At 68.4% G+C, this 13,014-nt stretch carries 9 protein-coding genes; 3 read left to right on the top strand and 6 right to left on the bottom strand.

Going from position 1 to position 13,014, the window contains the following annotated elements; genetic code table 11:
* Positions 1-79: 79 nt before the first annotated feature.
* From AruCF_RS04815 to AruCF_RS04800, 4 genes are all read right to left on the bottom strand, one after another.
* A complete protein-coding gene (locus AruCF_RS04815) occupies positions 80-493 on the bottom strand; it encodes a YidB family protein (protein WP_049072304.1) in 414 nt (137 codons plus the stop codon).
* Positions 494-615: 122 nt separating this feature from the next.
* Positions 616-1,812: a lytic murein transglycosylase gene (locus AruCF_RS04810; protein ID WP_144419091.1), complete on the bottom strand. Its 1,197-nt coding sequence runs from the start codon at positions 1,810-1,812 to the stop codon at positions 616-618.
* A complete protein-coding gene (locus AruCF_RS04805; protein ID WP_049072302.1) occupies positions 1,809-2,525 on the bottom strand; it encodes an MOSC domain-containing protein in 717 nt (238 codons plus the stop codon). Before AruCF_RS04805 ends, AruCF_RS04810 begins: the two co-directional genes overlap by 4 nt.
* 12 nt (positions 2,526-2,537) lie before the next feature.
* Complete coding sequence (locus tag AruCF_RS04800) at positions 2,538-3,368, bottom strand: ferritin-like domain-containing protein (protein ID WP_049072301.1); 831 nt, start codon at positions 3,366-3,368, stop codon at positions 2,538-2,540.
* Between the two features lie 106 nt (positions 3,369-3,474).
* On the opposite strand from AruCF_RS04800, the gene AruCF_RS04795 reads away from it, so the two are divergent.
* Positions 3,475-4,614, top strand: a complete 1,140-nt coding sequence (locus AruCF_RS04795; protein ID WP_049072300.1) for a GNAT family N-acetyltransferase — start codon at positions 3,475-3,477, stop codon at positions 4,612-4,614.
* A 4-nt stretch (positions 4,615-4,618) separates the two neighbouring features.
* On the opposite strand, the gene AruCF_RS04790 is transcribed toward AruCF_RS04795, so the two are convergent.
* Together AruCF_RS04790 and AruCF_RS04785 are read right to left on the bottom strand one after the other, a co-directional pair.
* Entirely contained in the window at positions 4,619-5,089 is a 471-nt protein-coding gene (locus AruCF_RS04790) for a cyanophycin metabolism-associated DUF1854 family protein (protein WP_049072299.1), read from the bottom strand.
* A gap of 14 nt (positions 5,090-5,103) precedes the next feature.
* The gene (locus tag AruCF_RS04785; protein WP_049072298.1) at positions 5,104-7,389 is read right to left on the bottom strand and encodes a cyanophycin metabolism-associated ABC transporter; all 2,286 of its coding nucleotides are present in this window, start codon (positions 7,387-7,389) and stop codon (positions 5,104-5,106) included.
* 260 nt (positions 7,390-7,649) lie between these two features.
* Here AruCF_RS04785 and cphA (AruCF_RS04780) point away from each other — a divergent pair, with 260 nt between their 5' ends.
* Both cphA (AruCF_RS04780) and cphA (AruCF_RS04775) read left to right on the top strand, forming a co-directional pair.
* Entirely contained in the window at positions 7,650-10,265 is a 2,616-nt protein-coding gene (cphA, locus tag AruCF_RS04780; RefSeq protein ID WP_049072297.1) for a cyanophycin synthetase, read from the top strand.
* A 59-nt stretch (positions 10,266-10,324) separates the two neighbouring features.
* Positions 10,325-12,895, top strand: a complete 2,571-nt coding sequence (cphA, locus tag AruCF_RS04775; protein WP_049072296.1) for a cyanophycin synthetase — start codon at positions 10,325-10,327, stop codon at positions 12,893-12,895.
* The last annotated feature ends 119 nt before the right edge of the window (positions 12,896-13,014 follow it).

Here is a 13,014-nt window from a genome sequence, read left to right as displayed (position 1 = left end):
AGCGCCGCCGCCTGCAGCAGGCGGCGGCGCGCGAGGGATTGAAGCCGCGGGCGCGTCAGGGGAACAATCCTTGCCGGAATCAGCCGCGATTGCCGAACAGGCCCGACAGCGATGCCAGCAGGTCGGTCGGGTTGAAGGACTGGCCCGGCTGGACGGCGCCTTCGGGCGTGGCCTTGTCGATCAGTTGCGGCAACAGCGAGGACAGCGAGCCCAGCACCGAACCGGTGTCCTGGCCGGTCTTGGCGGCCAGTTCGTTGACCACGCCCGGATCCAGCACCTGGCCGAGCTGGTCGGCGCTGACCGGCAGGTTCTGGCCCTTGCCAATCCACGATGCGACGATTTCCCCCAGGCCGCCCTGCTGGAAGCTGGCGATCAGGCCCGACAGGCCGCCCGGGTATTTGTTCAGTTGTTCGATCAGGGCCGGCAGCAACGAGGCCGAGCCCCCTTGCTGACCGCCTCCGGCCATCGAGGCCAAGGTATCCAATAGACTCATCGCCGTACTCCAGGAAAATCGGAAATCCAGTATAGGCCCATGGCGCCGCGGACACCGTCATCCAACGGATACCGGCCCCGATCTTTGCAAAACTTGTCCTTTGCCGCGGACTGGCCTGCGCCTCAGCCCGCGCCGCGCAGCGCCTGCAATGCCTTCTGGCCGGCGCGGCCGTCGGCGGGCAGGCCCAGCGCGCGCTGCGCCGCGCGCAAGGCCTCGCGGGTGCGTTCACCGATCATGCCATCGGGTTCGCCCAGTTCATAGCCCCGGGCAATCAGCAGCCGCTGCAGCTCGCGCCGCTCGGCCCGCGACAGGCCCGGATCGTCGGTTGGCCAGGCCTGCGCCAGCGGCCCGCCGCCGCGCAGGCGGTCGGACAGGTGCGCGATCGCCAGCGCGTAGCTCTCGGCCGCGTTGTACGAGTAGAGCGCGTCGAAGTTGCGCGTCACCAGGAAGGCCGGCCCCTGGGGGCCGGCCGGCAGCAGCAGGCCGGCCGGCGTCTCGCCCGGCGGCAGCGGCGTGCCATCGGCGCGCGTCACGCCCTGGCCGCGCCAGAATGCCAGCGGGCGCTTGTTCTTGCGTCCCGCGCCGGCGGTGCCCAGGCCGGGCGGCAGCCTGACCTCGTAGCCCCAGTCCAGCCCGCTGTTCCAGCCGGCGCGCTTGAGGAAATTGGCCGTGGACGCCAGCGCGTCCGGCACGCTGTCGATCAGATCGCGCCGGCCGTCGCCGTCGAAATCCACCGCCAGCCGCAGATAGGTGGACGGCATGAACTGGGTCTGGCCAAAGGCCCCGGCCCACGAGCCCTTGAGCTTGTCCGGATCGATATGCTCGTCCTGGATGATCTTGAGCGTGGCGTAGAACTCGCCGCGGAAATAGGCCTGGCGGCGGCCGAAGCACGACAGCGTCGACAACGACGTCAGCAGCGGCCGTCCGCCCAGGGTACGGCCGTAATTGCTCTCCACGCCCCACACCGCCGCGATGGTGGCGGGATCCACGCCGTAGCGCGAGGCGGCGCGATCGAGCTCGGCGCGCCAGCGCGCGATGCTGTCCTTGCCGTCGGCGACACGCTCGTCATCGACCAGGGCCGCCATGTAATCCCAGATCGGCGTCTTGAATTCGGGCTGGGCATCAAGCAGGCCGATCACCGCCATGTCGGGCGCCAGGCTGGCGGTGTGCCTGTCGAACGTGGCGCCGGACACGCCGGCCTTGGCCGCGGGCGCGCGCAGGCCCGCCAGGCAGGTCGCGAAGGCGTCCGCGGCCTGCGCGGCGCCGCTGGACAGCGCCAGGGCGAAGACCGCCAGGGACGCGGTATAGCGGATTTTCATGTCGTGGAGGTTCCTGTGGAGGGATCGGCCGCGTCGCCTTGCAGGCGCCGTTGCCAGTCTTCGACCTGGCCCAGCCTGGCGCGCTTCTCGAACAGCGCGCGCCAGTTGGGCGACAGCGCCGGCAGCGCGGCCAGCTCGGTCAGCGTGGGCACGTCCAGCACCCGGCGGTTGAGAATGTCCTGGATGCGGGCCAGCGTCCATTGGGGATAGGGCCGGTCACGCAGCGACAGCGTATCGCCCGGCGCCAGCCAGCCCTCGCGCAGCACGCGGTAGTACCAACCGGTCCTGCCGCTGGCCTGCACCCGGGCCGACATGCCGGCGTGGTCGAAACGGTGGTTCAGCTTCCAGCACGGCTGGCGCGCCTGCGACACCTGGATCAGGGCCTGGCCCACGGCATAGGTGTCGCCGACGCAGACGTCGTGCTCGGTCATGCCCGTGGTGGAAAGGTTCTCGCCAAACGCGCCCGGCGCACGCAACACGGCGCGTTCGCCCAGATCGCGCAGCCAGGCCGCATAGTGTTCCCGCGCGTAGTGGTGCAGCGCCTTCTCGGGGCCGCCGTGGAAGCGCCGGTCGGCCTGTTCATCGCCGCGCAGCCCGTGCGCGCCGAGCCACAGCGGCGCGGCCGCCGGATGCTTGTCGATGCCGCTGTCGCGGCCGGAATCGCCCAGCGGGCGCACCGCGCCCGTCAGCAGCGCATCGATCACGATTTCCATGCGCGTGCATCCTCAAGCCAGCAACGCGGCCAGCTCGGCCTCGTCGAAGCCGGCGGCGCGCCGCGCCTGCAGGTTAAAGGGTCCGCGCAGGCGTGGCGCCTTGTAGCGCGCGGCCAGTTCGGCATAGCAGGCCACGGGCTCCCTGCCCTGCTCGGCGCAAAGATGCTTGTACCAATGATTGCCGATCGCCACATGGCCGATCTCGTCGCGCAGGATGATGTCGACAATGGCCGCGCTCTGCGCATCACCGGCGCCCGCCAGCTTGTTGCGGATCAGCGGCGAGGCATCCAGCCCGCGCGCCTCCAGTGTTCGCGGCACCAGCGCCAGCCGCGCCAGCAGGTCGTCACAGGTGCGCTCGGCCATTTCCCACAAGCCGTTGTGGCCGGGAAAATCGCCATAGGCGTAGCCCAGGTCGGCCAGGCGCCGGTTCAGCAGTTCGAAATGGCTGGCCTCTTCATGCGCCACGCGCAACCAGTCGCGGTAGAAGGCATCCGGCATCCCCGCGAAGCGCCAGAGAATATCCAGCGCCAGGTTGACCGCGTTGAACTCGATATGCGCCAAGGCGTGCAGCAGCGCGGCGCGGCCCTCGAGCGTGGCCATGGAACGCTGCGGCACCTCGGCCGGCGATACCAGCGCGGGCGCGGCGGGCCGTCCCGGCAGGGCGGCATGCGCGACATAGCGCCGCGCGCCATCCAGCGGCGCATCGGCGCCGATGGCGCGCACCCGCGCCAGCTTGTCCGCCCAGCCGGTGGCGGCCAGCGCTTGCAGCGCCTGCGCCCGCAGGCAGGCCGCGCCGCCGTCCGGGCCGCTCCCGCCCGGGGAAAGGATCGAATTGCTGTCCATGAGAATTTCCGCTGCGTGGCGACCCCGCGCCGCCCGCAAGACAATAACCCTGCGCACTCATCAGGCGCGGTGCGCCACGCGCCAACGAAGACTTTATCATTCGTCCATGGATTCGCCGCTCCGCCTGACCATCGAGACCGACCTTGCCCGCGTCGACGCCCGCCAGTGGGACGCGCTGGCCGGCGACCAGCCGTTCCTGCGGCACGCCTTCCTGCACGCCCTGCACGACAGCGGCTGCGCGGCGCCGCGCACCGGCTGGTCGCCGCACTACCTGATGCTGTGGCGCGGCGCGGCGCTGGCCGGCGCCGTGCCGCTCTATCTGAAATCGCATTCGCGCGGCGAGTACGTATTCGACTACGCCTGGGCCGACGCCTTCGAGCGCCATGGCCTGCGCTACTATCCCAAGCTGCTGGCGGCCGTGCCGTTCACCCCGGTCTCGGGCCCGCGCCTGCTGGCCGCCAGCGACGAAGACCGCGATACCCTGGTGCGCGGGCTGGTGGCCTTCGCCGAAGAGATCCAGGTGTCCTCGCTGCACCTGCTGTTTCCCGCCGTGGCCGATCTGCGCGCTCTGCGCGAGGCCGGTTTCATGGTGCGCGAAAGCGTCCAGTTCCACTGGACCAACCCGGGTTACGCCGACTTCGACGCCTTCCTGGCCACAATGAGCCACGACAAGCGCAAGAAGATCCGCCAGGACCGCAAGAAGGTGGCGCAGGCCGGGCTGGCGTTCCGCTGGCTGCGCGGCGGGCAGATCGAGGCGGCCGACCTGGATTTTTTCTACCAGTGCTATTGCCATACCTACTTCAACCACGGCAATCCGCCCTACCTGAGCCGCGAGTTCTTCCTGCGCGCCTATCGCGACCAGCCCGATGCCTTCGTGCTCATCCTGGCCGAGCGCGACGGCCAGCCGGTGGCCGCCGCCCTGAACCTGGCGGGCGGCGACACGCTGTACGGGCGCTATTGGGGCGCGACGGAATACGTGCCGGGGCTGCATTTCGAAACCTGCTACCTGCAGGCCATCGCCTATTGCATTGCCCATGGCATGACGCGCTTCGAGGGCGGCGCGCAAGGGGAACACAAAATGGCGCGCGGGCTGCTGCCCACGCCCACCTGGTCGGCGCACTGGGTCGCCGACGCGCGCTTCGCGGCAGCGATCCAGCACTTTCTGGATGAGGAAACCGCCGCCGTGGACGATTACCTGGGCGAGCTCGAGGCCCACACGCCATTCAAGCGCGCGGCTCCGGACTGACCGGTCAGAGGAAGCGATCCAGCAGCTTGCGGCTGTGCTTGTCGAGCGACAGGATATCGCGCACCAGGTAGAAAATGCCGTGGCTGTCGGCGATCAGCAGCGTCTGCGGGCTCAGGCGGCGGATGTCCTCCTCGCCCCGCAACGTGAAGCTGGTGGCCCCGCGGTCGGTCTCCACCTTCCAGACGCTGGGCGTGGCAAAGGTCGACACGCTGGCGAGCTTGCGGATCTCGGGCATGAATTCACGCCCGGCCAGTTCTTCTTCGATCAGGGCGCGTTCGGCGGCGGGCACATCGGCCAGCCGTTCGATCCACAACAGTTCGCGACCTTCGCCGGTCACCAGCGACAGCCCGCGATCGGCCTCGCTGATCGGAAAGGCCCGCACCGGAATCACGCCTTCGTGCGCGACGCCGTCGGCGCCCTGGAACACCAAACGCCCGAACGCATTGCGTCGCAGCTGAAAAACGGGAAGCGTCATGACGGTTATCTCGCTCAGGCCACGGCGGCCATGTCTTCGCTGCCGGAGGACTGCGCGTCCGCCTCATTCTGGCGCGCCTGCGCCTGGTACAGCCGGTAGTAGGCGCCCTCGCGCGCCATCAGTTCCTCGTGCGGCCCCTGCTCGACGATCTGGCCACGGTCCAGCACCACCAGCCGGTCGGCCTTGCGCAAGGTGCTCAGGCGGTGGGCGATGGCGATGGTGGTGCGGCCGCGCACCAGGTTGTCGAGCGCCTTCTGGATTTCCTTCTCGGTGGTGGTGTCCACCGACGAGGTGGCTTCGTCCAGGATCAGGATGCGCGGGTCGATCAGCAGCGCGCGCGCGATCGAGATGCGCTGGCGCTCGCCGCCGGACAGCGCCTGGCCGCGCTCGCCGACCAGCGAGTCGTAGCCATGCGGCAGACGCAGGATGAATTCATGGGCATGGGCGGCGCGCGCGGCGGCCACGATCTCGTCGCGGGTGGCGTTGGGCTTGCCGTAGGCGATGTTCTCGGCGATGGTGCCGAAGAACAGGAAAGGTTCCTGCAGCACCAGCCCGATGTTGCGGCGGTAATCCGCCACCCGCACCGAGCGGATGTCGGCGCCGTCCACCAGGATCGCGCCTTCCGACACGTCGTAGAAGCGGCAGATCAGGTTGATCAGGGTGCTCTTGCCCGAACCGCTATGCCCCACCAGGCCGATCATTTCGCCGGGCGCGATGCTCAGGTCCAGGCCGCGGATGACCTGGCGGTTGCCGTAGCGGAAGCCGACGTCGCGCAATTCGATGCGGCCATTGATCTGCGGCAGCTTGGCCGGGTTCTGCGGCTCCGGCACGCTCGAAACGTGGTCCAGGATGTCGAAGATACGCTTGGCGCCGGCGGCCGCCTTCTGCGTCACCGACACAATGCGGCTCATCGAATCCAGCCGCGTGTAGAAGCGCCCGATGTACGCCAGGAACGCCGCCAGCACACCGACCGTGATCTGCTTCTGCGAGACCTGCCAGATGCCGAAGATCCACACCACCAGCAGCCCGACCTCGGTCAGCAGCGTGACGGTGGGCGAAAACAGCGACCACGTGGTATTGACCCGGTCGTTCACTTCCAGGTTGCGGTTGTTGGCCTCGCGAAAGCGCGCCACTTCGCGCTTTTCCTGGGCAAACGCCTTGACCACGCGAATGCCGGGAATGGTATCGGCCAGCACGTTGGTGATCTCCGACCAGATCCGGTCGACCTTCTCGAAGCCATGGCGCAGGCGGTCGCGCACCGCGTGGATCATCCAGATGATGAACGGCAGCGGCACCAGCGTGACCAGCGCCAGCCACGGATTGATCGACACCAGGATCGCGGCGGTCATGGCGATCATCAGGATGTCGTTGGCGAAGTCCAGCAGGTGCAGCGACAGGAACACGCAGATGCGATCGGTCTCGCTGCCGATGCGGGAAATCAGGTCGCCAGTGCGCTTGCCGCCGAAATACTCCAGCGACAGCTGCTGCAGGTGTTCATACGTGGTGGTGCGCAGGTCGGCGCCGATGCGCTCGCTGACCCAGGCCAGGATGTAGGTACGCGCCCAGCCCAGTCCCCAGGCCAGGAAGGCCGAACCGAGCAGCCCGCCCAGGTACAGGCGAACCTTGCTGTAGTCGATGGGCGCGCCGTTCTGGAACGGGATCAGCACGTCGTCCATCAGCGGCATGGTCAGGTACGGCGGCACCAGGGCCGCCGCGGTCCCCATCAGGGTCAGCAGGAAACCGGCGAGCAACGGCAGGCGGTAGGGCCGCGCGAAACGCCACAGGCGCAGCAGCGCCCAGGTGGTGGACGGCGCCGCCTGTTCCTGGTTGCAGGTGGGGCATTCGTCCTGGCCCGCGGGAATGGCGTTGTTGCAAATGGTGCACTGGCGCTCGCCCGCCTCGGCTTGCGGCTGGCCGGACAGGCGGATCGCCTGCTGGGCCTCGAACTGACCCAGCAGCCGCAGCGCCGCCGGGTTGCAGGCCAGCGTGAAGCGCCAGATGCCCAGGCGCGCGCTGTCGTCGTGCAATTCCAGCACGGCGGCGCCGGCGTGGTCGGAAAGATTCAGGGACAGTTGGGGACCGTAGGCCCAGGATTCCCAGCCGGTATCGGCCGGATTGCGGGCGATCAGGCGGCGGTCGGTGACCGCGACCAACCCGGGCTGGAACTTCAGCCGCTGGTCCAGGTCTATTTCGAGCCAGGCCAGCAGGGTCTCATCCTGCGCGAGTTCCGCGCGGATGTCATCCCGCCAGCGGGCAGGAAAGGCTTCGGCTAGGCCGGAAAGCAGGTGTGGTTTTTTCATTAGAACGCATACCGGGCCAGGACTCTGCCCTACAAGGCGGCGACGGGCTGCCGGCCCGAGGCCGGCAACGTGTCCCTTCCTTACAACACAACGAGTTCACGCCTTTGAAGGCGTCGTATAGTATCAGCCGATTTTTCTAATTAGGAATATCTGGGATCCCCCACTCGTTGGCATTATTCTTAAGGCGCAACCCCAATAAATTCGCGGTCTTGCATAGGGGCGTCCGCGCGTGCCAACCTGCTTCTCAAGTAAATTAAAACATGAAAAAGAAAGACATTGAATTCCTCGATGTCGTGGCTTTGCGCGGCCCGAACATTTGGACGTACCGTCCGGTACTTGAGGCGTGGGTGGATATCGGCGAGCTGGAGGACTACCCCTCCAACACGATCCCCGGCTTCTACGAACGGCTGACTGCCTGGCTGCCGACCCTGATCGAGCACCGCTGCAGCCCGGGCGTGCGCGGCGGCTTCCTGTCCCGCGTCAAGGAAGGCACCTGGCCCGGCCACATTCTCGAACATGTCACCCTTGAGCTGCAGAACCTGGCCGGCCTGCGCGGCGGCTTCGGCAAGGCCCGTGAAACCTCCACCCGCGGCGTGTATAAAGTCGTCGTGCGCGCCTGGCAGGAACAGGTCACCCGCACCGCCCTGAACGAAGGCCGCGACCTGGTGATGGCCGCGATCGAAGACCGCCCGTTCGACGTCGACGCCGCCGTGGCGCGCCTGCGCCGGCTGGTCGACAAGCACTGCCTGGGTCCCAGCACCGCCTGCATCGTCGATGCCGCCGATGACCGCGACATCCCCTACATCCGCCTGTTCGAAGGCAACCTGGTGCAGTTCGGCTACGGCTCGCGCCAGCGCCGCATCTGGACGGCCGAGACCGACCGCACCAGCGCTATCGCCGAAGGCATTTCGCGCGACAAGGACCTGACCAAGGAACTGCTCTCGACCTGCGGTGTGCCGGTGCCGGAAGGCCGTCTGGTCGACAGCGAGGACGACGCCTGGTCGGCCGCCGAGGATATCGGCCTGCCGGTGGTGGTCAAGCCGTATGACGGCAACCACGGCCGCGGCGTATTCACCAACCTGACCACGCGCGAGGAAGTGGTTTCCGCCTACCGCGTCGCGGTCGACGAAGGCAGCGGCGTCATCGTCGAGCGCTTCGTGCTCGGCAACGAACACCGCCTGCTGGTGGTCGGCAACCGCATGGTGGCCGCCGCCGCCGGCGAGCCGGCCTGGGTCACGGGCGACGGCAAATCCACCATCACCGAACTGATCGACAGCCAGATCAACACCGACCCGCGCCGCGGCCGCACCGAAAACCATCCGCTCAATCCGGTGCGGCTGGATTCGGCCGCGCGCCTCGAGATCGCCCGCCAGGGCCTGTCGGAAGACAGCGTGCCGGCCGACGGCCAGCGCGTGCTGGTGCAGCGCAGCGGCAACGTCGCCTTCGACGTCACGGACCGCGTGCATCCCAGCGTCGCCGCCACGGTCACCCTGGCCGCCCGCATCGTCGGCCTGGACATTGCCGGTGTCGACCTGGTGGCCGAGGACATTTCGCGACCGCTGGACGAACAGCGCGGCGCCATTGTCGAGGTCAATGCCGGCCCCGGCCTGCTGATGCACCTCAAGCCTGCCGACGGCACCCCGCGCCCGGTCGGCCGCGCCATTGTCGACCACCTGTTCCCCGAAGGCGATGCCGGCCGCATCCCGATCGTCGGCGTCACCGGCACCAACGGCAAGACCGTGGTCGCGCGCCTGGTGGCGCGCCTGCTGCACCTGTCCGGCAAGCGCACCGGCCTGGCCTGCAGCGAAGGCCTGTACCTCGACCGCCGCCTGGTGCAGAAGGGCGACCGCGCCGATTTCGCGTCCGGCACTCGCGTGCTGATGAACCGCAACGTCGACGCCGCCGTCATCGAGAACGACAGCGGCGTCATCCTCGGCCAGGGCCTGGCCTACGACCGCTGCCAGGTCGGCGTGGTCACCAACATCGACGACGCCGACCACCTCGGCGATTTCGACATCAACGAAACGGAGCGCATGTTCAATGTGTTCCGCACCCAGGTCGACGTGGTGCTGCCGACCGGCGCCGCCGTGCTCAATGCGCGCGACCCGCGCGTGGTCGAAATGGCCGAGCTGTCCGACGGCGCCGTGATCTTCTTCGGCATCGATCCCGCCCTGCCCGCCATCACCGCCCACCTGCAACAGGAGGGCCGCGCGGTGTTCGTGCGCGACGGCGCCATCGTGCTGGCGCAGGGCGCGCACGAGGAACGCCTGGCCGACGTCGCCGCGATCCCGCTGACGCATGGCGGCCGCGTCGCCTTCCAGGTCGAGAACGTGCTGGCCGCGGTCGGCGCCGCCTGGGCGCTCGACATCCCCGTCGAGCTGATCCGCGCCGGCATCGAGACCTTCGACATCGACCAGGCCGACGCGCCCTGGCAGTTCACGCTGTTCGAACGCAATGGCAGCACCGTGGTGGTGGACGACGTCCACAACGCCTCCGCGCTGCGTCCGCTGATCACCGCCATCGACCAGTTCCCGTCGACCACCCGCGCCGCCGTCTATTCGGCCGGCGCCGACCGCCGCGACGTGGACCTGATCGAACAGGGCAAGCTGCTGGGCGACGCCTTCGACCGCGTCGTGCTGTACGACGACACCACCGTCACCAGCAAGCGTCCCGCCGGCCAGGCGCGCGCGCTGCTGCGCCGGGGGCTGGAGCAAGGCAGCCGCGTCAAGCAGATCATCGACGAGCCAGACCACGGCAAGGCCATCGAGAGCCAGCTGTCCGGCATCGCCGCGGGCGACTTCGTGCTGCTGCAATCCGACGAAGCATTTTCCGGCCCCACCATCGATCTCGTCCGCCGCTGGATCCAGCAACACTGACATCACCGCGCGCCGCGCTCATCGCCGCGGCGCGCCTAAGCTAGACAGGAATACCTGCCATGGAAGTTTCCCGTATCCGAGCGCTGCGCGGCCCCAATCTGTGGAGCAAGAACACCGCGATCGAAGCCATCGTGTCGTGCGCCGACGCCGAATGCTCGATCGACAGCCTGCCCGACTTTGAGGCCCGCCTGCGCGCGCGCCTGCCCCAGACCGGCCTGCTGCGCCCCGAGGGCCACCAGGGCGCGGTGTCCATCGCGCACGTGCTGCAGATCGTCGCGTTGACGCTGCAGGCCTACGCCGGCTGCCCCGTCACCTTCGGCCGCGCCTCGTCCACCATCGAACCCGGCGTGTTCCAGGTGGTGGTGGAATACAGCGAAGAAGAAGTCGGCCGTCTCGCCATGGATCTGGCGCAGCAGCTGGTGCAGGCCGCGCTGGACGACACGCCGTTCGACCTGGCCGACGCCCTCAAGCGCCTGCGCGAACTGGACGAAGACGTGCGCCTGGGCCCCAGCACCGGCGCCATCGTCAACGCCGCCACCGCCCGCAACATCCCGTACCGCCGCCTGACACAAGGCAGCATGGTGCAGTTTGGCTGGGGCAGCAAGCAGCGCCGCATCCAGGCCGCCGAGACCGACCTGACCAGCGCCATCTCCGAATCGATCGCGCAGGACAAGGACCTGACCAAGATGCTGCTAGACGCCGCCGGCGTGCCGGTGCCGCTGGGCCGCTCGGTCACCACCGCCGAAGACGCCTGGGCCGCGGCCCAGGAACTGGGCGGCCCGGTCGTGGTCAAGCCGCGCGATGGCAGCCAGGGCCGCGGGGTGGCGGTCAATATCGAGACGCGTGAACGCGTGATCCAGGCTTTTGAAGTGGCCGAGGAAATCAGTTCCGAAGTCATCGTCGAGCGCTACATTCCCGGCCACGACTTTCGCCTGCTGGTGGTGGGCGGCGCGCTGGTCGCGGCCTCGCGCCGCGATCCGCCGCAGGTCACCGGCGACGGCGTGCACACCATCCGCCAACTGGTCGAGCAGGTCAACGCCGACCCGCTGCGGGGCGATGGCCACGCCACCTCGCTGACCAAGATCCGCTTCGACGACATCGCGCTCGCTACACTGAAAAAACAAGGCTTCGATGCCGAGTCCGTGCCCGCGCCGGGCACCCTGATCTTCCTGCGCAACAACGCCAACCTCAGCACGGGTGGATCGGCCACCGACGTCACGGACGAGGTCCATCCGGAGATGGCGGCGCGCGCCGTTTCGGCCGCGCGCATGATCGGCCTGGACATCTGCGGCGTAGACGTGGTGGCCGAAAGCGTGCACTACCCGCTCGAAGAGCAGAACGGCGGCGTGGTCGAAGTCAACGCCGCGCCCGGCCTGCGCATGCACCTGAACCCCTCGTTCGGCAAGGGCCGCGCCGTGGGCGAAGCCATCATCGCCAACATGTTCGCCGACGGCGAGGACGGCCGCATTCCGCTGGTGGCGGTGGCCGGCACCAACGGCAAGACCACCACCGTGCGCCTGACCGCCCATATCCTCGGCGTGGCCGGCAACCGCGTCGGCATGACCAACTCCGACGGCGTCTACGTCGACAACCTGCGCATCGACACCGGCGACTGCAGCGGCCCGCGCAGCGCCCGCAGCGTGCTGATGCATCCGGACGTCGATGCGGCGGTGTTCGAAACCGCGCGGGGCGGCATCCTGCGCGAAGGCCTCGCCTTCGATCGCTGCAACGTCGCCATCGTCACCAACATCGGCATGGGCGACCACCTCGGCCTGGGCTACATCAGCACCGTCGAGGACCTGGCCGTGGTCAAGCGCGTCATCGTGCAACACGTGCACCCGAGCGGCACCGCCGTGCTTAACGCCGCCGACCCCATCGTGGCGGAGATGGCCTCCAGTTGCCCCGGTTCAGTCACCTACTTCGCCGAGGATCGCAACCATCCCATCATGGCGACGCACCGGGCCCAGGGCCTGCGCGTGGTCTATCGTGATGGCGACGCCATCGTCGCGGCCCAGGGCAGCGAGGAAACCCGGTTCCCGCTGGCCGAGATTCCGCTCACGCGCAATGGCACCATCGTCTTCCAGGTCGAAAACGCCATGGCCTCGATCGCCGCGGCCTGGGCGCTGAACCTGGACTGGAGCATCGTCCGCCGGGCCCTGGCGACTTTCGTCAACGACGCCCAGACCGCGCCCGGCCGCTTCAACGTGTTCGACTACCGCGGCGCCACCGTGATCGCGGACTACGGCCACAACCCCGATGCCATCCAGGCCCTGGTGCGCGCGGTCGATGCCATGCCCGCCAAGCGCCGCTCGGTGGTCATCAGCGGCGCCGGCGACCGGCGCGATGAAGACATCCGCATGCAGACCGAGATCCTCGGCGAGGCCTTCGACGACGTGCTGCTGTACCAGGACCAATGCCAGCGCGGCCGCGCCGACGGCGAAGTGCTGGCGCTGCTGCAGCAAGGCCTGGTCAACGCCAGCCGCGCCCGCCACATCGAAGAGATCCACGGCGAATTCCTGGCGATCGACAAGGCATTGGCGCGCCTGAATGCGGGCGATCTCTGCCTGATCCTGGTCGACCAGGTGGAAGAGGCGCTGGAACACATCGCCCAACGCATCCGCGAAGCCTGAGTCCGTCAGCGGCTCGAATGTGAAAACGGGGCGCGCAAGCTCCCCGTTTTTTTCTGCCCGCCGATAACGCCTAGCCGTGGGCCAGGCCGTCCGGCGCGGCTGCCTGGTAGCGGTCCGTC

The organism is Achromobacter ruhlandii (assembly GCF_002082135.1).
Taxonomy (GTDB): domain Bacteria; phylum Pseudomonadota; class Gammaproteobacteria; order Burkholderiales; family Burkholderiaceae_B; genus Achromobacter; species Achromobacter ruhlandii.
Note: the sequence above shows the minus strand (reverse complement) of the source record. Positions and strands in the feature narration are given on the sequence as shown.

Coding starts and splice junctions, on each gene's coding strand:
- AruCF_RS04805 (WP_049072302.1), bottom strand. CDS start 2,525: ATGGAAATCGTGATCGATGCGCTGCTGACGGGCGCGGTGCGCCCGCTG.
- cphA (WP_049072297.1), top strand. CDS start 7,650: ATGAAAAAGAAAGACATTGAATTCCTCGATGTCGTGGCTTTGCGCGGC.
- AruCF_RS04785 (WP_049072298.1), bottom strand. CDS start 7,389: ATGAAAAAACCACACCTGCTTTCCGGCCTAGCCGAAGCCTTTCCTGCC.
- AruCF_RS04810 (WP_144419091.1), bottom strand. CDS start 1,812: ATGAAAATCCGCTATACCGCGTCCCTGGCGGTCTTCGCCCTGGCGCTG.
- cphA (WP_049072296.1), top strand. CDS start 10,325: ATGGAAGTTTCCCGTATCCGAGCGCTGCGCGGCCCCAATCTGTGGAGC.
- AruCF_RS04815 (WP_049072304.1), bottom strand. CDS start 493: ATGAGTCTATTGGATACCTTGGCCTCGATGGCCGGAGGCGGTCAGCAA.
- AruCF_RS04800 (WP_049072301.1), bottom strand. CDS start 3,368: ATGGACAGCAATTCGATCCTTTCCCCGGGCGGGAGCGGCCCGGACGGC.
- AruCF_RS04795 (WP_049072300.1), top strand. CDS start 3,475: ATGGATTCGCCGCTCCGCCTGACCATCGAGACCGACCTTGCCCGCGTC.
- AruCF_RS04790 (WP_049072299.1), bottom strand. CDS start 5,089: ATGACGCTTCCCGTTTTTCAGCTGCGACGCAATGCGTTCGGGCGTTTG.